General features: G+C 51.4%; 20 protein-coding genes. 12 read left to right on the top strand and 8 right to left on the bottom strand.

Annotated features, from left to right (window positions below; genetic code table 11):
* Positions 1–55: 55 nt before the first annotated feature.
* The gene (locus HBA55_RS32380) at positions 56–1,291 is read left to right on the top strand and encodes a sensor domain-containing diguanylate cyclase (protein ID WP_166999892.1); all 1,236 of its coding nucleotides are present in this window, start codon (positions 56–58) and stop codon (positions 1,289–1,291) included.
* Here HBA55_RS32380 and HBA55_RS37270 read toward each other — a convergent pair.
* A complete protein-coding gene (locus HBA55_RS37270; protein ID WP_206020088.1) occupies positions 1,288–1,503 on the bottom strand; it encodes a hypothetical protein in 216 nt (71 codons plus the stop codon). The two genes, HBA55_RS32380 and HBA55_RS37270, sit on opposite strands and share 4 nt — an antisense overlap.
* Positions 1,504–1,572: 69 nt before the next feature.
* Between HBA55_RS37270 and HBA55_RS32370 the strand changes: the two genes are divergently transcribed.
* Together HBA55_RS32370 and sigJ are read left to right on the top strand one after the other, a co-directional pair.
* On the top strand, positions 1,573–2,184 hold the full coding sequence (locus tag HBA55_RS32370; protein ID WP_206020087.1) for a TetR/AcrR family transcriptional regulator: 612 nt from the start codon (positions 1,573–1,575) through the stop codon (positions 2,182–2,184).
* 86 nt (positions 2,185–2,270) lie between these two features.
* Positions 2,271–3,173, top strand: coding sequence for an RNA polymerase sigma factor SigJ (sigJ, locus tag HBA55_RS32365; protein ID WP_166999891.1), 903 nt, complete (start codon positions 2,271–2,273; stop codon positions 3,171–3,173).
* Between the two features lie 78 nt (positions 3,174–3,251).
* On the opposite strand, the gene HBA55_RS32360 is transcribed toward sigJ, so the two are convergent.
* Together HBA55_RS32360 and HBA55_RS32355 are read right to left on the bottom strand one after the other, a co-directional pair.
* A complete protein-coding gene (locus tag HBA55_RS32360; protein ID WP_166999890.1) occupies positions 3,252–3,677 on the bottom strand; it encodes an Hsp20/alpha crystallin family protein in 426 nt (141 codons plus the stop codon).
* 210 nt (positions 3,678–3,887) lie between these two features.
* The gene (locus HBA55_RS32355) at positions 3,888–4,268 is read right to left on the bottom strand and encodes a hypothetical protein (RefSeq protein ID WP_166999889.1); all 381 of its coding nucleotides are present in this window, start codon (positions 4,266–4,268) and stop codon (positions 3,888–3,890) included.
* Between the two features lie 527 nt (positions 4,269–4,795).
* Here HBA55_RS32355 and HBA55_RS32350 point away from each other — a divergent pair.
* Positions 4,796–5,200: a hypothetical protein gene (locus HBA55_RS32350; protein WP_166999888.1), complete on the top strand. Its 405-nt coding sequence runs from the start codon at positions 4,796–4,798 to the stop codon at positions 5,198–5,200.
* A gap of 124 nt (positions 5,201–5,324) precedes the next feature.
* On the opposite strand, the gene HBA55_RS32345 is transcribed toward HBA55_RS32350, so the two are convergent.
* On the bottom strand, positions 5,325–5,801 hold the full coding sequence (locus tag HBA55_RS32345; protein WP_166999887.1) for an Lrp/AsnC family transcriptional regulator: 477 nt from the start codon (positions 5,799–5,801) through the stop codon (positions 5,325–5,327).
* A gap of 246 nt (positions 5,802–6,047) precedes the next feature.
* Here HBA55_RS32345 and leuA point away from each other — a divergent pair, with 246 nt between their 5' ends.
* Positions 6,048–7,823, top strand: coding sequence for a 2-isopropylmalate synthase (gene leuA, locus HBA55_RS32340; protein WP_338109496.1), 1,776 nt, complete (start codon positions 6,048–6,050; stop codon positions 7,821–7,823).
* Between the two features lie 84 nt (positions 7,824–7,907).
* Positions 7,908–8,219, top strand: a complete 312-nt coding sequence (locus HBA55_RS32335) for a hypothetical protein (RefSeq protein WP_166999886.1) — start codon at positions 7,908–7,910, stop codon at positions 8,217–8,219.
* Between the two features lie 16 nt (positions 8,220–8,235).
* On the opposite strand, the gene HBA55_RS32330 is transcribed toward HBA55_RS32335, so the two are convergent.
* The 4 genes from HBA55_RS32330 to HBA55_RS32315 form a co-directional block, all read right to left on the bottom strand.
* Positions 8,236–8,682 (bottom strand): 3TM-type holin, encoded by a 447-nt coding sequence (locus HBA55_RS32330; protein WP_166999885.1) that lies wholly within the window; start codon positions 8,680–8,682, stop codon positions 8,236–8,238.
* A 14-nt stretch (positions 8,683–8,696) separates the two neighbouring features.
* A complete protein-coding gene (locus HBA55_RS32325) occupies positions 8,697–10,076 on the bottom strand; it encodes an N-acetylmuramidase domain-containing protein (protein ID WP_166999884.1) in 1,380 nt (459 codons plus the stop codon).
* Positions 10,077–10,443: 367 nt separating this feature from the next.
* Positions 10,444–11,493 (bottom strand): ParB/RepB/Spo0J family partition protein, encoded by a 1,050-nt coding sequence (locus HBA55_RS32320; protein WP_166999883.1) that lies wholly within the window; start codon positions 11,491–11,493, stop codon positions 10,444–10,446.
* A complete protein-coding gene (locus HBA55_RS32315; protein ID WP_166999882.1) occupies positions 11,493–12,734 on the bottom strand; it encodes an AAA family ATPase in 1,242 nt (413 codons plus the stop codon). The genes HBA55_RS32320 and HBA55_RS32315 overlap by 1 nt, the downstream gene beginning before the upstream one ends.
* Positions 12,735–13,574: 840 nt before the next feature.
* On the opposite strand from HBA55_RS32315, the gene HBA55_RS32310 reads away from it, so the two are divergent.
* From HBA55_RS32310 to HBA55_RS32285, 6 genes are all read left to right on the top strand, one after another.
* Positions 13,575–14,945 (top strand): hypothetical protein, encoded by a 1,371-nt coding sequence (locus tag HBA55_RS32310; RefSeq protein ID WP_166999881.1) that lies wholly within the window; start codon positions 13,575–13,577, stop codon positions 14,943–14,945.
* Positions 14,946–15,001: 56 nt separating this feature from the next.
* Entirely contained in the window at positions 15,002–15,550 is a 549-nt protein-coding gene (locus tag HBA55_RS32305; RefSeq protein WP_166999880.1) for a hypothetical protein, read from the top strand.
* Between the two features lie 197 nt (positions 15,551–15,747).
* A complete protein-coding gene (locus HBA55_RS32300; RefSeq protein ID WP_166999879.1) occupies positions 15,748–17,025 on the top strand; it encodes an efflux RND transporter periplasmic adaptor subunit in 1,278 nt (425 codons plus the stop codon).
* A gap of 11 nt (positions 17,026–17,036) precedes the next feature.
* Complete coding sequence (locus tag HBA55_RS32295) at positions 17,037–17,753, top strand: ABC transporter ATP-binding protein (RefSeq protein ID WP_166999878.1); 717 nt, start codon at positions 17,037–17,039, stop codon at positions 17,751–17,753.
* A 10-nt stretch (positions 17,754–17,763) separates the two neighbouring features.
* Positions 17,764–19,077 carry an ABC transporter permease gene (locus HBA55_RS32290; protein WP_166999877.1) on the top strand — a complete coding sequence of 438 codons (1,314 nt, stop codon included), beginning with the start codon at positions 17,764–17,766 and terminating at the stop codon, positions 19,075–19,077.
* Between the two features lie 31 nt (positions 19,078–19,108).
* The gene (locus HBA55_RS32285) at positions 19,109–20,335 is read left to right on the top strand and encodes an ABC transporter permease (protein ID WP_166999876.1); all 1,227 of its coding nucleotides are present in this window, start codon (positions 19,109–19,111) and stop codon (positions 20,333–20,335) included.
* Positions 20,336–20,338 lie beyond the last annotated feature (3 nt).

Raw genomic sequence — 20,338 nt, 5'->3', positions numbered from 1 at the left:
ACTATGCCTTCTACTAAGACCAATAACTCGCTTTCAATCAGGCCCTGCTGTTGTTATGACACTACCCCAGGCCCTACTCCACCTCCCATCGCTTGATGGGCCACTGCAGCAATCGCTGAGCGACAAACTGCGTGCCGCCGGCGTCTCTCTTAAGTGGCAACAGGTCAGTCTGGAACAGGCCTTTGACCAATCCACCGATGTCCTGTTGCTTACCGAAAGCGACGTTGATCATCGACTGGCGAGTCTCTGTCATCGCCATCCGGTGCTGCTCCTGCTGCAAGATTGGAGCCTGGAGCGCTGTCCACAGTATTTGCAACAGGGTGTGGAGGCGTGTCTGCCAATCACTGACACGGATCAGCTCGCCAACTACCTGCTGGCCAAGGCCCATCGCCACCAGCAATTGCCACATGACGACCTCAGCGATTTGCAGCTGTTGCAAACAGTCATTGATGCGGTGCCTGTACCCATTTTCTATAAGGACGAACACAGCATCTACCGGGGTTGTAATCGCGCCTGGGGTGAACTGGTTGGGCCGCCTCGCGAGCAGCTGTTGGGAAAGAGCGTTTATGATATTCAACCCAAGGCGCTGGCGGATGTGTATTTCCAGGCCGATAAGAGCCTGCTGGAATCCGGCGGAACGCAGCGCTATGAAACCCAGGTCAAGTTCACCGACGGCAAACTCCATGACATTGAATTTCATAAGGCCGTGTTTTATCACCCCGATGGCCGAGTCGGTGGTCAGGTGGGGGCGATGTTGGATATTACCGAGCGCAAGCAGCTGGCCAAACAGTTGGCGGAATCTGCCAATACCGACGCCTTGACCGGAGCCTACAATCTTCGCAGTTTTAATAGACTGGTGCATAAGGAAATCAGTCGTCACCAACGTTCCGGCCAGGCACTGTCCTTACTGATTCTGGATGTGGATCACTTTAAAGTGGTGAATGACAACCACGGTCACCCCGCTGGCAATCAAGTGTTGGTGTCGTTGGTAAAGACGATCAAAGCTGAGTTAAGAGATCAGGACTGGTTGTTTCGTGTTGGTGGTGAGGAATTCTATGTATTACTGCCTGACACGGACATGACCAAAAGTCTCAACCTGGCCGAACGATTGCGGCAGCAGGTCAAAACCAACCCGGTGGATATTGGCGAAAGCTGCTTGCATATCACGGCTTCTATTGGTGCCGCTCAGCTCCAAAGCAACGAGCCCACAGATGACTGGGTGCATCGTGCAGACTTGGCCCTCTATAAGGCCAAGTCGCAAGGCCGAGACAGAGTTATGGCAGCTGATTAACTGCCGCCGTAAGTTCCTCGTACAGGGTAGTTGTTTTCCGGATTGCGAATAAACGCCAGGCCTTTAACCAGCGACTGTAGATCAGGCCGTACAAAAGGCGCGTTGGAGATATCCACCAATTGCACCTTGCCCAAAGTCAGGTGTCCACCACCCAATTTGGTCACATTCAGCTCTGGAAAAGGCTGCCCGGCAGCCAGTTTGGTGGTCGTCATAAGGGCTCCTTGAATTTTGTGATGATCATTATAAAATACCTCCAACAAGATAAAGTCAAGAATTTTGTAATGATCATCACAAAAAAGGTGGGGCGCCCCAAGAAACTCGACCGCGCAGAGGTACTACGCAAGGCTATCGACGTGTTCTGGGAAAAAGGCTACGACGGCGCCTCCATGAAGGACCTCACAGAGGCCATGGGCATCAACAGCCCCAGCCTATACGCGGAGTTTGGCGACAAGCGGGGTCTCTATCTGGAAGCCATTGAAAGCTACACCGGCAACAACACCTGTGGACCTCTGGTTACGCTGGAAAACGAGCCGGACATCCGCAAAGCGGTACGTGGCTTTTTCGAAGCGGCCATTGCCGATTCCACGCAACACAAAAGTGGGGCCAAAGGCTGTTTTCTGGCGTCCTGTGTCTCGACCACGACTCAGACGGTGGAAGGTGCAGCGGAACTGCTGCAATCGGCCATCGCATCCACGGACAAACGCATAGCGCGACGTTTTGATACAGAAATTAAAAAGGGCACGTTGCCAGAGGACTTTCCGTCGCTGGAGCGGGCTCGACTGCTCTTTGACTTGCGGCAAGGTCTGGTGTTTCGCGCACGTGCCGGTGTGCCGGATAAGAAGTTGCTTTCTTATCTGAAACAGAAGGTGAATTTGGTATTAGGTGTCGGCTAACGGCGAGGGGTATTGTCACATTTCTGCTCGTTCACTCGTCCAATCATGACAGGACGAGTTCAACACCACACCCCGGAGGTACATCCATGAACCACCCAGCCTCAGCCAACCAGGCAGCTGACCCGACCCAGTTGTTCGAACAACAACGCAATCGGTTAATGGGCTTGGCCTATCGCCTCACGGGTTCCCGCTCTGAGGCAGAAGACATTGTGCATGAAACCTATCTGCGGTGGACAGCGGCGGATCAACAAACCATTGACTCGACCTCCGACTGGCTGGCCCGGGTCACCACCAATCTGGCCCTGGACTACCTGAAAAGCGCCCGAGTTCAGCGGGAAAGCTATTTGGGACCCTGGCTGCCGGAACCCTATGTAGAGCATGACCATACACCTCAGGGACAATACGAACTGGACCAAAGTATCTCCATCGCCTTGATGCTCACGCTGGAGCGCCTCTCGCCCTCCGAGCGGGCCGCTTTTATCCTGCACGATGTTTTCCAGTTTGACTTTAACGACATCGCCACCATGTTGGACAAAAGTGCACCGGCGTGCCGAAAACTCGCCAGTCGCGCCAGAAACAGCTTGCGCTCCCCGGAACGGGAACAGAGCGCCAGTACCGACGCGCTGCGTAAGCTGTCGTCAGCGTTTTTTGGCGCGGTACAGACCGGCGATATGGAAGCCTTGACCCAGCTATTGGTGGAAGACGTTGGCTTTCGGTCCGATGGTGGTGGCAAGGTGTCCGCTGCACGGAGAGTTCTGCGGGGCAGAAATGAGGTGGCCACATTTCTGGTCAAGGTGGTACATGCCTCTACGGCTGCTGAGCCGAGTGGCAGCGTGGCCCTTAAGGAATACTGGTTTAACGGAGCCCCCGGATTTGTGCTCTATATGGGTGGTGAACCTGTGTCGGCGTTTAGTTTTGAGTTACGCGATGGAATGATTAGTGAGATCTACGTGGTTCGGAACCCAGAAAAGTTGAGCGCGTTTCAATGATTCTGTAGGGAATTTATGTAAGGTGGTTTTGACGAAGTGCCTGCGGCCAAACCGCTACCGCAGGCACGATGTGAAGACTCACTGAATGCTGATACGACGACTGGACTCCACAGGAGACTCGTGCTTTGGTACGCTGAGAGTCAGCACGCCGTTGTTGAACTTGGCGCTAATGTCCTTTTCCTGAACATCGTGGCCCAGGTTAAAACTGCGGACAAATTTGCCGTAACGGCGCTCCTGGCGAATGATTCGTCCGTCTTTTTCTTCCTTGTCTTCTTGGTGGCTCTCGGCTTCCAGAGTGAGAATGCCGTGTTCAAGAGTGACATGAACGTCGTCCTTGTCAACTCCGGGCAGTTCAGCGCTAATCACATAGTGGCCTTTCTTTTCCTTGACTTCGATGCGCGGGCTGAATGTTCCACTGACATTGTCATTGAACACTTCGGGTGCCCGGAAGTGGTCGAAGAAATGATCAAAATCAAACAAGGAGTTGCGTGGAATTAAGCTCATACTGACCTCCTTCAGATCTGACTGGGTTCTTGGAGCAGCATCAGTATGACAAACGGATGGGCCAGGTGTATTGAGGTGGATCAAACGATGGGGCAGTGTGACCAGCGACGCCTCATCCGCCGATCTTGCCTGAGATATTATTGGCTACGCTTTTGACCATGCCCCCTGACTCTGACCGGAATTATAGAAGATGAGGCACTTAGACGTCCCCTACTGCAACTCAAAAAAATCCTGTTGGGTATTCTTGATCTCCCGCGCCACCCAGTTCCAGTAGGAATCCCGCGTCTCCTCCTCGGCGACAGCCTCACGCCAGTCCTCCAGCGGGTGGTCGGGATGCTCACCAGTGATGCCAAAGTGCCCCGCCATCAAATCGGCCTGCAGCAAATCATTTGGGCGTGGCTGCCCTTCAAATACCACGGTACCACCTCCATAGGGTGAGACAATCGGTTGACCTGAGCGCAGTGCACCGGCTGGTACGGCAAACTCCAACCGCGAGCGGCGCTCGCGTATCCGTACCATGGCGATACCTTCGTCGCCTTCTCCGTCCGATACGGGGAGCAACCCCTCGCCCATTATTTCGCATTCAACCACGGGTATTCTCTTACTTACGGTATTAGGGCGGTTTTATACCATATTGGTCGTGGATGCGCTCGTATTTGCTTGAGTTCGAAAACCGCCCTGGTTTCGTCTCAACCACATCTATCAGTCATTCCTGATTTTTCCTGATTATCCAGCAGCAGATGATCCCTCTGCTCATATCCTTTTGCTGACGGCAATCAGGCAAATGCTTTAATTGAGATTTATGGCAACACGCCGGCCGAGTTGTTTGACCTGTCAGTGTCGAATGATCACATCGACCGTCCAGGCCAGGAACGACTCTTCTGTTTTAAACTTTTCGATTACGCACAGGACAGGGAAAAGATTGCCCGCGTTCATTGAGGATGACAGGAGTGATTAATTTGGAGTCTCCGCGAGCAGAACAAGTAATTTATCGCCAAGCAGTGTAAGTGGATCGATCCACAGCTGCGAACAGATGGCGCGTATACGACTTCTCTCCACAAATCACTATGTGTTAAAATCCGCCGCAACCACCAAATTCCACATGGCTATATTCTCATATGATCGTGAAAGTAATTGCTGTTCGCCTGAAGTCCATCTATCACGGAAATCCGGGTTTTGAATACCAGGGTGCCAAAGTGCTCAATAGTGGCCTCGAAAAGCGGGACCCCGCCCTGCGTAATATCACTGAAGCCCTCTATGAGCGCGGTGTTGAATACTCCATTGATGACTGCAGTCTGTACTGGTTTCTGATCGAGGATGACAACGACTGTCAGTTTTACTTGGGGCTCAATGAGGTGGAATTGGCTTTTGAAGCGGAATGGTTCGAGTCAGAGAAGGCCCGCATTCGTGGGTTTGCCGGGCAACGCTATTACAGCGCCTGCGAGGATATCGCTCAGGGCTGGTCAATAAAAGATCAAACTCGCCCCATCAGTTATACATTGCCAAGTCGTTCTGCGGCTTAGAAGCCACGAAAATTCTATAACCTACAATGGCGATGATTGTGAAGCATCATCGCCATTTGCTGTTCATCGCGTTAATAATCACAGCGCCAACAACTTTCCTCCAACTCCTCCCAAGAGTCAGCATTTATATCGGTAAAGCCGTACGATTCGCCGGGGACTTGAGAACAAAACTGGAATTGACGCCAGTAACCCCGTCGATACGGGTAATCTGCTCCAACAGCAGTCGTTGGAATTCGTCCATATCCTCAACGATGACCTTAAGCATATAGTCTGCGTCCTGCCCCGTAATCAAGTGGCATTCCAACACTTCCGGCAACTCCAGCACGTGAGATTCAAACAGCTCAAAGCGATCCGGCGTATGTCTATCCATACTGATATGGATAAAAGCCATCAATTTCAGACCCAATGAACGGGCATTGAGCATCGCCCGATAACCATTGATCAACCCGATTTCCTCCAGACGCTTGACTCGACGTAAGCAAGGAGACGGCGATAGTCCGATGCGATCCGCCAGGTCCTGGTTACTCAGACGGGCATCGTTTTGCAGTACCTCTAGGATTTGGCGATCGTAGCGATCCAGTTTTTGAGTGATTTCTGCCATAGAGTTAACGTCAAACCTCAGAAAAATGCTGAACTACAACAATTAAAGCAGATTATTGCCCAATTATTTATTTTTGAGCAATATTCAATGAAAATCAATCCCTTGGAGCAGCAGATTCGCAATCATTGACCCCAACGCCTGCCATACACTTTACAAACATTGGAGTTACCGCTCCGGCCCATCGCCAAAAGGCCTGCATCACCCCGCGGCCCGATTGCGTGACCCGATTCCTACCCGGAATCTTCAATGACGGAAAAGCCCGGTTTACCGGGCTCCCCTTTCCCACCCCACCTGCCACAGGCTATCCACACCATGAGTTTTGACCATCGCAAGTATCAACCCGCCGTCCGTCCCGCCCTTAACAACAGACAATGGCCCAGCCGCACACTCGATGTGGCGCCCGACTGGTGCTCCGTCGACCTGAGAGATGGTAACCAAGCACTGGTGGAACCCATGTCAGTGGAGCAGAAACTGCGTCTGTGGGATTTATTGGTAAAAGTAGGATTTAAGGAAATCGAAGTGGGATTTCCGTCTGCTTCGCAGCCGGACTACGATTTTGTACGTGCTCTGATCGAGGGTGATCGAATCCCCGACGATGTGACGATCCAGGTGCTGGTGCAGTCTCGGGAAGCGTTAATCGCCCGCAGCTTTGAGGCCCTGGCCGGAGCCAAGAGAGCTGTGGTTCACGTGTATAACTCTACCAACCCCACCCAACGGGAAAAGGTATTCGGGCTGGATAAGAAGGGCGTTAAAGACATCGCCATTCAGGGCGCACGTTGGGTTCGCGACTATGCCGCCCAACATCCTCAGACACAATGGTCGTTCCAGTATTCACCTGAAAGTTTCAGCCTGACCGAAACGGACTATGCAGTGGAAGTCTGTGATGCTGTCATTGCTGAATGGCGCGAATCCGGCTGCCCCATGATCATCAACCTGCCGGCAACGGTAGAATGTGCCAGTCCCAATGTGTATGCCGATCAGGTGGAGTACTTTTGTCAGACCAGCCGCTATCGCGAAGAATACAAAGTTTCCCTCCACACCCATAACGATCGCGGATGTGCGGTGGCGGCTGCCGAACTGGGCGTATTGGCAGGTGCCGATCGTGTTGAAGGAACCTTACTGGGTAATGGAGAGCGCACTGGAAACATGGATATTGTGACCATGGCGATGAATCTTTACAGCCAGGGCGTGGATCCATGTTTGAACCTGTCTCAGATGGACGAAATTATCGCCGTCGTCGAGCAATGTACCAACATTCCATTACACCCAAGGCATCCCTATGCCGGAGACTTGGTGTTTACGGCATTTTCCGGAAGTCATCAGGATGCCATTAAGAAATGCATGGCGATACAAGAGCCCAACGAATTGTGGGATGTTGCCTACCTCCCCATTGACCCCGCAGATTTGGGTCGCAGTTACGAAGCCGTCATTCGCATCAACAGTCAGTCAGGCAAGGGAGGCGTCTCTTGGGTATTGGAGAACGACTATAATTTGCAGCTGCCGCGCTGGATGCAGATCGATGCCAGTCGCAAGGTACAGGCCAAAGCAGAGGCGATGGCAGGCGAACTGAGTCCGGAGCAAATCTGGGCGGTGTTCGAACAGTCTTATCTCGCTTGCTCCAGCGATAATGCCCTGTGTAATTTTACGCTCGAACAGGATGCCAGTCAGAATCAGGGCCTGGACTCTCTGACTTTGCACTTCAACTATGGCCGGGAGAATGTCTGTTTACAGGGACGAGGCGCTGGAGCCATCAGCGCGCTCACTAGCGCCTGGCAAACACGCTTTGGCAAACACGTGGAGATTCTCGATTACAGTGAGCATGCGCTGCACACCGGCACGGATTCGCAGGCCATGACCTATGTTCTGGTATCTGTCGATAATCAACGGTATATCGGCGTTGCCCGAAACAAAGACATCGTCGGTGCGTCGCTGCAAGCGGTTATTAATGCGGCCGTGCAGTCGAAGCCATCAATTTCCGCAGGCACAGATCAAACCGAGAAGACCACGGAACCTGCGCTTTAGTGTAGTCCCCTCCTCTACACTTGTGTTTAGGAAGTAACTTTCCCAAACTAGTACCGCTGGAACCAAGAGGAGCACATTACCGTCATGACCCAATCCGATCTTTTTCTGGAATCCGTTAAACAACAATTGCGCGATTTTTATCAGGACTTAAGACACACCTCCAAAGCCAATGAAATCAATAAAGCCCGTATAGAAGGTTATATGCTGGCAGGCGTGCAAATTGGGTTGACCAACAATGAAGCACTCAAGGACATTATGATTAATGTGCACTATGAAGTGTTTGGCAAGAGTATTGAGCAGCGCAGGATCGAGTATGCATTGGAGTATCGCTCAGAGGAGCACTGGGAGATTTATGACAGTCCCTCCTATGAGCGTAAGACCGACTCCGGCGATTAAGCTGGATTTGTATCCGCTAGCCCACGGCACCTTCCTCCTTGCCGGCACTCAGTCGGCGATCCCGGAAGATCTTCTCCGCTGAACGGCCAGCCACATAACCACCCAGACCGATTTGCACCAGGCGCATGAATTCCTTGGCAAATTCATCCTTCAGCTCGATGACACCCAGTGCAAACAGGACAATCAAGCCCACAAACGTCAGCATGGTCAGTGGGCGCCAGTTTCGCTGTATCCACGACTGCCCTGTCGCCTCTGCCTGAATGATCTTACTTTGATTCTCCATGAGTTTGGTTTCGTAATCGATCACCGTAGTGCGGAATTCGGTTTCGATTTTTTTGATCTCCAGATCAAGAGCCTTGATCTTGGCCCTGATTTCCCCCTTTTCTTCAGTGCTGGTATGAACGTCGTCAATGAGTTTGGCTGCTGGAGCAAAAATGTCGCTGATGAAGGCTAACGGGCTCATGAGAAGCTTCCTTGTTAATTCAACAAACTGTGATTAAAAGCGAGACTACTGAACGCTTTGTGATGATCTCTTATCCAGCGGCCGTACTTCTCCTTCTGCCCGCTGCCGTTGTATCGACCCGCGAAAGTTTCAAAATCACTGCTTTTTAGTGCGTTGATCATCGCAGTGTCAAAGAACGCAAACAGGCCTTTGATGTGGGCCTCAATATTCTGGCTGAAATCCGAAAACATGGCCTCTGCTGTTGGGTAACCAATGCGTTGGTAATGAAAACCCATAATCTGCGGTGCCCCCATACTGATGGACATCAAGGCGGCATCGTTGGATAGGGTCCGAGCAAACTCCAATACGCGCCACTCTTCCACTTGGTTACCATGGAATTTCTGCCATGGGTCGTCGCTATCCGGACGCCATTGATGGCCAGTCCAGACTTTGGAGCTGTTATAGACAAAATGACGCTTGAACTGCTGCTGATTGAGTTTGCCCCAATACTTCCAGAATTTGTGGTTTTCAAAGCGGATGATCATTCGATCATTATTACTTGCGCTAAACCCCTCACCAGAACTTTCGACACAGAGCACCGCCACAGCGCTGGCCACATCAATAGTAATCTCCTCGCATAGCGTCTGAAGCAAGGCGCCATATTTGTTCCAGGTTCGCGACACTTTGATGGATACCGAATCACCCGTTAGGGGTAACTGCCGGGCAGGTGCCAGCAAGGTTGGCTCCCTCGGCGAGATATGGGTCGTAACTAAAGAGGGTGAGGGCTCGGGTTCCTGGGGTAATTCTGATCCAAACGATCCGCTTTCAGACTGCGTCTGCTCGGTTATGTAAGTGGAATGCACATACCCCAGTTGGCCATTAAAGAAAATTTGCAGCCACTCACCACTTCGGCCGCGAATGGAAATGCGAGCATTGCGAGATAGTCTCCCGAGGAGGGCCCCATCTCTGTGCGGGGATCCACGAACATTCAAGGCACGTGCCGTTACCATTCCCTGTGTGAGTTTGTCGATACCGTCCAGCTCCACGTGGTCCCTGGCAATAAATGCTACCCGATCATTAAACTCGATTTCGACCCAATCGGGGTGCAACGCGACAACCGTGACAGCTGCAGATTTTGGCAGTTGGCCGATAATGGCGCTTCGAACGCTGGGATCGGACCGGACATTAAGCAGGTTCGCGGTAACTCTGGCGCTGAAGTGACTGTTACCGGTGAATGGCGTTACATAAAGCGAAGAGAGGTAGGCGGGGAAATCCTGATATTTAATTTCGAACCAGTTATCGATCTGCCCGGTTATGGTGATTACCGTTCCCTTCGGTAAAAAACCACGCTTGCTGCTGCTTCCGTCTGGTTTGGATCTGACATTCAGCCGTGTGGCGGTCGTAATACCCAACATGCGCTTATCCCTTTGCGTTTAGTTCTTAATATAGGATTATTTCGGTTTATTCAAGCACCACCTGTCTCGTGCGTTGTCGACAAATCCACAGTTTACGGCCGGCTTGGCATCTGTACAAAATAGCGTAGGAACATTGTGATCATCGCCTCCCGTTGCACGACTGATTCAGAAGGCGGACAAGCATCATATCGAGTGAATGTTTCACGTTAAACATCTCTCGCTGACCACGACTGTTGCAATGGTGTCACTGATGCTCTTAGGTGAAAAAGTGCATTTTTGCACGGAGTGATATTTTATTTTTCTAGTTATTTCAATAGGTTAGCTAAAAACAGCCCCTTTGGCCGGACTCCGGCCAAAGGCCATATGGCTATTTAAGCAGTTTCTCGAGAGCGTTATAGATGGCCTCATATTCACTTTCTGTCAGATCGTACAGATCGATCTTATACTGCCCTTGCACTCGGCGGTTACGGCCAATCTCTGCCCTCAGTGTATCGCCCGATTTGATTTCAATCTTCTTGTTGGCCGTGGGTTTCTCGGTAGCGGTGGCGGGCTTATGCAGGCTCTTGATGGCCTTCACCAGCTCATTGGCCTTGCCAAAAGGCGCTTCTTTCTCCAGCGCTTTGCTCAGCTGTTTCAGCTCCTTGACGGAGAGGCTTTTGATGGACCTTACGATCTGAAGACCAGTACTCACCTTCAACAAGTCAGGTGAAGACAGCAGCTGCACAAGTGCCAGTGGCACCTCCGCCAAAGCGAGATAATCTGATACCGTCTGTCGAGCCATGCCTTCGTTAGCGGCGAGGACATCGTGTGTCCAAGTCGGATTTTCGTCCAATTGTTTCTTAAGGTGTTGGGCCGTTTCCCAAGCGGATATGTCATCGCGGTTTTCGTTTTCCGAGCGCGTCAGATAGTCGGCATCGGCGTCACTAATTCCATGCCCAATCCAGACCCTGAGTTTTGTGTCCGGATGGCTCTGTTTTAACAGCTGCGAGACAAATCGACGACGTGAACCGTCGATGATCTCCACGCGTTTTTCACCATCGACCTCAATCATTCGTGCCAGAACAGGGTCGCGCTGCCCTTCTTTCTCGATGGCGTTCTTCAGCTTAACCACTTTCGGATTGTCTTCCGTCAGCAGCGCCTGAATACGTCGATTGTTCTTGTGGATCAAACAGGAGTCAGGATCCACCGAGGAAGCAACCAGGTCTATGTCTGCCCCCGTTACCGGCAGCCGAATGGACTTTCGCTCTGTCTTTTTGCCTCCAAATGCACCGCTTTTCGGTGCACGGCTTAACGTAGGCGACGCAGTGCTTTTTTCGGTTCGAGGTGTTTTGGTGTTAGCAGTGGCATTGCCCTCCCCGTTACTCTTCTGACCTTCCGAACGCTTAGCCCGGAATTTACTCATGTCTACCTTAGCCATCACACAATCCCTCTTTCTTCCCGCCAGACGCGCTTAGATTCCCAGTGAGGAAACACCGCTTTTTCCAGAATTTCGTTAAAGACCGTACTAAAGTTCGCGATGGCCTTCTTCCGGGCATCCCTGGAAACATTGCAATCTCCCGCATTCACATCAAAAACCGTACGCCTGAAAAAGCTGAGATTACTCACCACCGATTCATGTTTGCGAATCACGGTATCAAGACACTTCACGTTGAAGATTTCACGCACCGCGTTCAAGATTTCTTGCGAACTCACGGTTGCATTGTGCTCCGAGGGCGAATAGCGAGTTGGAAGCACAAACATGTCAGGCAAAGGAACATCATCGCCAAAAGCGTCGTTTAAGATTTCCGCCTGCTGTTTGTAGAGTTTGCAAAACGAGCGAGTGGAAGCGAAATCAGTCGCTTCCGTCGGGACGGGTACAATGGCGGTATCAGAAGCCAGAATAATATTCAGCGGCAAGAGCCCCAGGCTCGGTGTACCGTCCAGGATCACCAGGTCGTAGTTGTACTTAATGGATGAGAGCGCCTCGCGAACCCGAAAAAACACCCCCGCCATTGCAGCCTTGTCTTGGGTAATGCGACTTTCAACCACTTCGTTAGAGAGACTGAACTCGACACCCGCAAGATCCAGACACGCGGGGATAATGTCCATATTCGGCAGATGAGTCTTACGAACCACCGCCTCGACGTTCTCCAGCGGATGATCGACATCCTCAATAATGTAAGGCGCCAAGGAGCTTTCGTAGGAAGAATCCACATCGGGGAATAACCCCGTATTCAAGGTCAGGGATGCCTGTGGGTCCAAGTCAACCAGCAATACACGATACCCCAGATTGGCGTAGTAGGAGCCCGCGTAGAGTGCCGTCGTACTTTTATAACACCCTCCCTTGAAGTTAATAAAACTGAGAATCTGGGGCTCGTCGTCTGACTGACGACAAGGGCTGGTCCCAAAGTAATCCTGCATGGTAAGGACCTGCCCCAAGGTGGCGCCTAAACGCCGATTGTTCTCATTAAGATCCGGTGGCGGCAAACGCCCCTCTTTCTCAGCGGTATGGATCGTCGCCAATGCCGTAACGCCGACGACCTCTACCAATTCATTGCCTTTGTATCGACGCGGTTCAACAAACTCATTGGCGAACTCTTGTTGGCCTTCCAGGTAGTCACCACACGCATCGATCCAGCGATCCACTTCTTCAATTTTTTGAAGATTATCGAGAGCCATTTAATAAAATCCTCTAGGAAAAGCCAGAATTTAAATATTTTAGAGATTTTGCCTGGAATTTATTAAATTGCAAGGAAAAGGGCGGCGCGGCGCGTATAAGTCTACCTGACTGCCTCAACTGCCTGATTTCATTGGCAAGAAAAGGCCAAAAAGGCAGTTTTTCCATGAGTTCAGCCACATTTCAGCAGTGAGATCCCTCAGAAGGCAAGTTACTTATAAAAAACGCAGGTAACTTATTAAACTATGCAAGTTACTTTCAAAAAAGGCAGGTTACTTATAAATGTACGCAGGTGACTTTCATGCAAATGCGAGTAACTTATGCAAAAGGGCAGGTTACCTATTATTTACGCAGGTAACTTATCGTACCCTTACCATAACCTAATGATTCTAAAGAAATATTCTGGTTTTACTGCGGCTTATTCAGATTTACTCTGGTTTATTCTTACTACTCTGTATTTTCTCTCTTGATCAATATCTTTGGGAATCCCCTAAAGGGCAGCAACGCATCTAGATATACCCATAAGTACAACCTCAAAAGACTTGATCCAACAGTGGCTAACTGATAAGTTCATCCTCACAACCAAAAGTACATCCTCAAAAGCCATGCCGCGACCAACAGCTCTCTACGAAATTCAGCCACAAGTGTCTCAATCTGTGCACGAGCTACTCTCTATACCACAAGGTTCAGGGCTGAAAGAGTTTGTTGTTGCCATGATCAATGGCTCAGTAGCGCTAAATAAAAGGGTTCTTAACCGAGAAGAATTAAACCAATCGCTGCAATCGCACGTTGTTCCAGGCAGCGGGGGTGAGTCCAGCAAAGGTCTGTCGACGGCCAACAGTATGATCAGCCGTAGAGTGCAAGAACTCGAAAGTGTCGGCTCCATGCGAATTTATCCCGAATACAGAGAAATTGCAGGAAAACGCCGAAAGTGCACCGTACACCAGCTCAACAACCTCAGCGGCGTTTTAGCTCACTTACAGGCAGCCGCCAACAAATCACCGTCGCCGCAGGGGCGACCGAAACTCAACGATTTGGTGGTGTATTCAGAGTTTCTAGAAGGTAAAGGCATCACACGGTTGGAAGGGGAGGGCGATGTTGTACCTTACACCGAAGGGGCCTTCGGCATTCTCGAAGCGGCAGCCCGCTCAAGAGCCGATAAAGAGAAGTTGATCAACTGTCGCTATTTCATCAAGAAAAACGATTACGTCGATATCACCACGGCCACCTCCACCAAGGAAGGGGCTGGCATCATGTACAGTTCCGATCAGCGTGTGATTCAAGCGCTTAACGGGATGTTAAAACAAGCCAATGACGATAAACAATCAGACTTGTTCAATGATCCCGCTCCAGCGAAGATGATCAACGAATACTGTTTTTTTGATATCTATGAATTAACTCGAGAAATAGGACTGGTCTCTAACGTTAAGGAAAACCGTGACAATGTATTGCGGATGGTTGAGCGCCTTAAGGACACGCAATTCAGTGTCGATGCCACGCAGTCGGAATACTGGCGACAACGTTATATGCCCGACAGCCGGTTCACCAAAGGTGACTATAGCTACATCACCGAGTTTTATTCCGCTGAAGACTGGTATGAAAGGGTGGATGAGGATGGGCAAACCACACAGCTGATGGAAGAGCGCTACTTTGTCGTTAAGTTTCATCCTCTCATCTTTAATGCCATGACCTCTCCGCAGTTGGCTTTTATTTCACACGATTCTCTAAAGCGAGAGCGTCTGGATCTGGTTCACCGTCTGAACAACTGGGTTAAACCGACGGTTGGTGTTCGAGACAAAGGTTATGGTCGCGACCATCATCGCTATACACTGGATATTTTCCACCAACGGGTGCGGCCGTCTTCCAGGCTGGACAACTTTGAGCGCCAGTTTTATAACGTAGCGAGACGGCAAGATGAGATGGAAGATCAGGAACCACACGCTGAGTCGGTGCGTTTCCAATACGATGAAAAGGGCAAGCTCATTCCCAACGGCGTGTTCTGGTTGAACGGATACTACTATCAGCTCGAACTCAACAAGGAACTGGCGGAAGAAATTTATCGCAAGACCCGCACCCTCAAAAAGCGGCGACTAAAAACCTACCCAGTGATTACCATCTGGCGTGACCGGCACGATGAGATTGTTGGGGACAACAGCGCTCACAACCTGGCACTGCGTCGGCAAATGCAAGCACTGCTGGAGCCGGAGGAGTGAAGCCTCAATGCAGGGTTGACGGATCAACCTGGACACCAACATCAGAAACATTGTTAGTGCTGAAACAAGTCGGTTACTCGACAGAATTTATAAACAATGCGCTCAAGCAATACCAACAATTTCATGGACTGCAAGATCAAAGTGACCGTGCTTTCGTAGCCTATTTACGTTCGTCCGACGTTGAGCAGTCCTACCAGTCGGAAGAGGGGGTCCGAATCAGCACTCAGTGGTATCCCTCACAAAGCGAAATGCAAACACTCCTGAATGCAGGTTATTGGCAAGAACTGATCGACAACCAGTTGGCCCCATTCCTATTTGGCGAGTACCATTCCCCCGATGTGGTTCTCTCTCAATTCTCTCTGTTTCGAGCGTTCTTACGCCGGCGGATTCCCTTGGAAGGGCTCGATATCAACTCTTGGTACCCTTCGAAGGTGTTAAGAGGGGTGGTTTCCACCGAATTGATGGTGGAGCACAGTGACTACCCCGTATTTTTCGAAGCGTTTCAACGGGCATTTCGAGCGAGTGAAGCGGGCTCGCGGCTGATTCCCAAGTACTTTTATAATTTCATTCGTAAAAACCAGCGATCCATCTTGACGGTTAAATAGTTTGCTACTGTTCTGCGGTATCGTTGGCAGTCTCCATCTATGGCGGACACTTCGGACACTTTTAGCGGACACATTGTTGTGCATCGCCCGTTTTCCAGCAATAAAATCTCTATAAAAATCATTGCGTTATCTCAATAAGGGGATAATGGCACGGTCCTTGTTATACAGATGGCATATGCTGTTAATGCTGAGCTGATATGACCACCATGATTCGAGATACCTCCGGCCAGGACACCTTGATAACGCCGCGATCCGTCTACGCCTCCCGCGCCAAAAAAGGAGGTGCTGCTATGCTGGCGATTGCGTTTATGGGCTATATGCTCTGGCAACACTTGGTCATTGCCAGCGCGGACCGTGTCATTTCTGGCGATGTTCTGCGGTTTGCAAACGTCGAACGTGGCGATCTGGTTCGGGAGCTGGTTGCCCAGGGCTACGTGATAGCGGCCAGCAGTCCGACCTTGTTCGCTCAGGAGTCGGGTATCGTACAGCTACAAGTGAAAGCGGGTGATGTGGTCAAACAAGGGGAGGTGATTGCCCGGATCATCAGTCCCGCACTGCACGAAAACCTGGCGCAGCAGCAGGCCGTTCTTAAACGCCTGCACATGCAACATCGCGGTGTCCAGATCGACAACAAACGCCGAAAACTGGAGCTGCAACAAAACCAAGACCTCGCCCGCGTGAATCTGAAAGCCATGCGTCGGGAAAAACGACGGGCAGACGAGGCCGTTGCTCTGGCGTTGATCAGCAATCTCGATCACGAAGAAGCCGGCGACAATCTGGCACGGGCCGAGCTTGTTTATCAACAGGCGCGACAAAACAACGGTCTGGAAAAAGAGAGTCTGGACTTCCAGGACGCCAGCCTGGTATTGGAGATCGAAAGCCAGCAGCTGGCGGTAGACGCACTGCGGCGGCGGGTCAAGGAGCTGTCAATCCGCTCGCCCGTCAATGGGTTGATTGGGCGGGTGGCTGTTGAACAGCGTCAGGCCGTTACCGTTAATCAAGCGTTGATGACGGTGGTGGACCAGAACGCCTTTGAGATAGAGGCTCGTGTTTCCGAGAGCTACGCTCACGACCTAGAAGCGGGAATGCAAGCCAGGGTTTCCGTTGGTGCCACGCAATATGCTGCTCGCTTGACGGCTATCTCTCCGCAGGTGACCAACAGTGAAGTGGTTACCCGAATTCAATTTCTGCAACCGCCACCCGAGCCACTACGCCAAAACCAGCGACTCAGCGTCAGCATATATTTGCAAAAAATCGAAAACACCTTAAAGGTGAGTCGAGGTTCGTTCTTCGATAACTTTCGCGGAGAGGTCTTCCGGGTACGGGGTGCAACGGCTGAGCGGGTCAACATACAAACGGGAAGCCGCAATTTGCGGGAGCTGGAGATTGTCAATGGGCTCGAAGAGGGTGACACCATCATTATATCGGCTCTAGATTACGTCAACGACGACCAACAACTGATAATCAGCGACTAGGGGAATGACCTATGTTATCGATGAAGTCTGTCAAAAAAATTTATCGCAGCGAATTGATTGAAACCCACGCTTTGCGTGACTTTGACTTGCAAGTAGAGGATGGAGAATTTGTCTCCGTCACCGGCCCCTCCGGTTCGGGTAAAACCACATTACTCAGCATCGCCGGGCTACTCGAAACCTTTGATGGCGGTGAGTACCACCTCGACGGAGAAAACGTCGGCACACTGAACGACCGCGCCCGCTCCAGGATTCGCAACCAAAAAGTCGGTTTTATCTTTCAGGGGTTTAATTTGATCTCCGACCTGAATCTCTATGACAACGTCGATGTGCCCTTGCGTTATCGCGGCATGCCCGCGGCACAGAGGAAGCAAAGAATCACCCAAGCACTGGAACGAGTGGGCTTGGCCGCGAGGGCCAGACAGGTGCCTGCACAATTGTCGGGTGGTCAGCAGCAACGGGTTGCCATCGCCCGCGCGCTGGCCGGCGAGCCAAGGTTCCTGCTGGCCGACGAACCGACGGGGAATCTGGATTCGCTGATGGCACGCCAAGTGATGCAAATGCTGGAAGATATTAATCGCGAGGGTATGACGATCATTATGGTCACTCACGATCCCGATTTGGCGCGTCGGGCGCAGCGGAACATTCAGATTGTCGACGGCCAGGTTACGGACTTCAAAATGTACCAGGGCCACAGCGATGCCATCGCATCAATTTCCGAGCCGGCCTAGGAGGCTAACCATGTTCTTCTACTATACGCAATTGGCGTGGATCAGCCTCAAACGTACCCCCTGGCTTTCCGCCATGATGGTGTTGGCGGTTGCCATGGGTATTGCTGCCAATCTCACCATGCTGACTATCTATTCCGTAATGTCCAATAACCCCATGGCGCACAAAAACGATCGTATTGCCGCAATACAGCTCAACAGTTGGGGCCACCAGGAAGGCTATTGGGACAATAACGGAATACCGGTTTCACTAACCTACATGGACGCAAAGGCAGTTTACGATGCCGAGGTTGCCGAACAGGTTGTGCTCACGGCGAATACCGGTGTCAACGTAAAATCGCCAGACCTGCAGCTGCCCGCCTCGGTGGAAGAAACCCGCTTGGTCACGCGAGACTTTTTTACTATGTTTGATGCTGTCTTTCTCTATGGCAGCGCCTGGCCCAAAGAGGAGGACGCTAACGGCGAGCGAGTTGTGGTGTTGTCGGAAGCCATCAATGACAAACTGTTTCTGGGCAATGATTCCGTTGGCAAGTTCGTATTGTTGGACGGTCAGCCCTATACCATTGTCGGTGTGGTGCAAGACCGCTGGCATCCGACGCCGTCGATATACGATTTGCACGGCAATCCATTCCGAGAAGCTCCCAAACTGTACCTGCCTTTTTTCAGCGTAACCAAACGGGAGTTTCCCAACTGGGGCAATATGTCCGGCTGGAAGCACGAAGAAATCCGTACCCGGCAGGATTTTCTCGCCAGCGAAATCGTATGGATTTACGCCTGGGCCGGCTTTTCTTCTGCTCAAAACAAAGCCGAATTCGAAACGTTCATAGGCAACTACATCGCACAACAACAGCAACTGGGACGATATCGGATGTTTCAGGACTATCACTTGCAATCGCCCCGGCAGTGGTTGGAAATCTACAAGGTGGTTACTGACGATGATCGAATGCTCTTGGGGTTCTCCTTTGCCTTTTTGTCGGTATGCCTGATGAATACAGCGGTTCTGTTGCTGGCCAAGTTTATTCGCAATGCCCCCGAAGCGGGGTTACGACGGGCATTGGGTGCCGACAGGGGATCCATCTTCCTGCAACATATGACCGAGGCCATGTTGGTTTCCTGTGTCGGAGCGGTACTTGGCCTGGCGTTTTCTGCACTGAGCCTGGAAGGTATTCGCATGATGTACCAGAGTTACGATGAGGTGGCGACCGTGCACCTTCAAACCTATGGCTTTGCAGTTGTACTGGCCCTGGCCACGGGGGTGCTTTGTGGATTCCTGCCGGCGTTAAAGATCGGTCGCACGGCACCCGCGTTGTATCTAAAGGCAGATTGAGTCACAACACGCCGCAAGGCAGGAGAAGACTATGTTAGAACTGGGCCCCATACTAAAAAGCCTGGTGCGTAAACCGGCCGCTCCGGTATTGATCATACTGCAGCTGGCACTGAGCATTGCGATCATCAGCAACGCCATGTCTTATACCTATCAACGCTATGACTATATTACCCGCGACCCGGGGATTGACCTCGACGGGTTGATCAGAATCTGGGTTAAACAGGAACATGATGGGGGCAGCCTGAATGAAACCATAGCAACGGATGTCGAATTTTTGTTGTCTCAAAACAGCGTGGAATCCGCTATTGCCATCTCCGGCGTGCCCATGTCGAGTAGCGGTGGCACCTCCGGTTTCAGCAATGAACCCTTGCATGAGGGCAAACGCCCCCCGACCGCAGCATCGTCAGAGGCATCGGTCATCCGCTTGACGGAGAGCGGCCTGCAAACGCTGGGAGCGAGGCTGATACAGGGGCGAGACTTTCATCCCGAGGAGTATCTGCGCTTCGATCGAATGGCTTGGCCCACCGGTGGCTCCGTGATTATTACCCAAGCGTTGGCTGAACGCCTGTTTCCGGGTGTAGACAATGTGTTAGGAAAAACCGTCTATGAAGGTGAGTCGGGAGCCTACCAAGTGGTCGGGGTGATCGAGAACATGTTCGGCCATTTTCTCAATTGGCAGTTCCCGCACAATGTTCTGATCTATCCCCATCTGGAAATGAAAGATTCAGTGCATTATCTGGTCAGGGTCAATGAACACAACGAGGAAGCGTTGATGGAAGACTTGACCGCAAAGCTGCGTAATCTCAACAGCCGTCGCATCGTTGACAATGGCAAGACCATGCACGCCATAGCCAGAAACGCCTACGCCGCTGATTATGCGATGATCACACTGCTGTCGGTAGTATTGGCAATGATTACCGTGGTCAATGCCTTGGGTGTGTTGGGTTTAACCAGTTTTTGGGTTAATCAGCGCCGCCGGCAGATTGGTATTCGCCGGGCATTGGGGGCAACGCGCACCGCGGTGATGCGCTACTTTTTGGTAGAGAATACTTTGTTGGTGGGCTGCTCGGCATGCCTTGGAACAGTGGTTGCATTTTATTCCAGCGCCTATATGGTTAAGTCTTACGGATTTGAACCGCTACCCTGGGGGTACATCCCCGTGGCTGCTATGTTCATCTTGTTGATTACATTAACAGCGGCCTTTTTTCCAGTCAGAAAGGCGTCACGGATTCCTCCCAGGGAGGCCATCACCGGATAACCC

The sequence above is a fragment of the Pseudomaricurvus alkylphenolicus genome (genome assembly GCF_011683955.1).
In the GTDB taxonomy this organism is placed as follows: Bacteria; Pseudomonadota; Gammaproteobacteria; order Pseudomonadales; family Cellvibrionaceae; genus Pseudomaricurvus; species Pseudomaricurvus alkylphenolicus.
The sequence above is the reverse complement of the archived record's forward strand: the minus strand, read 5'-3'. Positions and strand labels throughout refer to the sequence as shown.

What these genes read in the sequence shown, in the direction of transcription:
- HBA55_RS32360 (WP_166999890.1), bottom strand. Translation starts at nt 3,677, where the DNA reads ATGAGCTTAATTCCACGCAACTCCTTGTTTGATTTTGATCATTTCTTC.
- HBA55_RS32300 (WP_166999879.1), top strand. Translation starts at nt 15,748, where the DNA reads ATGACCACCATGATTCGAGATACCTCCGGCCAGGACACCTTGATAACG.
- HBA55_RS37270 (WP_206020088.1), bottom strand. Translation starts at nt 1,503, where the DNA reads ATGACGACCACCAAACTGGCTGCCGGGCAGCCTTTTCCAGAGCTGAAT.
- HBA55_RS32350 (WP_166999888.1), top strand. Translation starts at nt 4,796, where the DNA reads ATGATCGTGAAAGTAATTGCTGTTCGCCTGAAGTCCATCTATCACGGA.
- HBA55_RS32335 (WP_166999886.1), top strand. Translation starts at nt 7,908, where the DNA reads ATGACCCAATCCGATCTTTTTCTGGAATCCGTTAAACAACAATTGCGC.
- HBA55_RS32370 (WP_206020087.1), top strand. Translation starts at nt 1,573, where the DNA reads ATGATCATCACAAAAAAGGTGGGGCGCCCCAAGAAACTCGACCGCGCA.
- leuA (WP_338109496.1), top strand. Translation starts at nt 6,048, where the DNA reads ATGACGGAAAAGCCCGGTTTACCGGGCTCCCCTTTCCCACCCCACCTG.
- sigJ (WP_166999891.1), top strand. Translation starts at nt 2,271, where the DNA reads ATGAACCACCCAGCCTCAGCCAACCAGGCAGCTGACCCGACCCAGTTG.
- HBA55_RS32320 (WP_166999883.1), bottom strand. Translation starts at nt 11,493, where the DNA reads ATGGCTAAGGTAGACATGAGTAAATTCCGGGCTAAGCGTTCGGAAGGT.
- HBA55_RS32380 (WP_166999892.1), top strand. Translation starts at nt 56, where the DNA reads ATGACACTACCCCAGGCCCTACTCCACCTCCCATCGCTTGATGGGCCA.
- HBA55_RS32295 (WP_166999878.1), top strand. Translation starts at nt 17,037, where the DNA reads ATGTTATCGATGAAGTCTGTCAAAAAAATTTATCGCAGCGAATTGATT.
- HBA55_RS32345 (WP_166999887.1), bottom strand. Translation starts at nt 5,801, where the DNA reads ATGGCAGAAATCACTCAAAAACTGGATCGCTACGATCGCCAAATCCTA.
- HBA55_RS32310 (WP_166999881.1), top strand. Translation starts at nt 13,575, where the DNA reads ATGATCAGCCGTAGAGTGCAAGAACTCGAAAGTGTCGGCTCCATGCGA.
- HBA55_RS32290 (WP_166999877.1), top strand. Translation starts at nt 17,764, where the DNA reads ATGTTCTTCTACTATACGCAATTGGCGTGGATCAGCCTCAAACGTACC.
- HBA55_RS32325 (WP_166999884.1), bottom strand. Translation starts at nt 10,076, where the DNA reads ATGTTGGGTATTACGACCGCCACACGGCTGAATGTCAGATCCAAACCA.
- HBA55_RS32315 (WP_166999882.1), bottom strand. Translation starts at nt 12,734, where the DNA reads ATGGCTCTCGATAATCTTCAAAAAATTGAAGAAGTGGATCGCTGGATC.
- HBA55_RS32285 (WP_166999876.1), top strand. Translation starts at nt 19,109, where the DNA reads ATGTTAGAACTGGGCCCCATACTAAAAAGCCTGGTGCGTAAACCGGCC.
- HBA55_RS32330 (WP_166999885.1), bottom strand. Translation starts at nt 8,682, where the DNA reads ATGAGCCCGTTAGCCTTCATCAGCGACATTTTTGCTCCAGCAGCCAAA.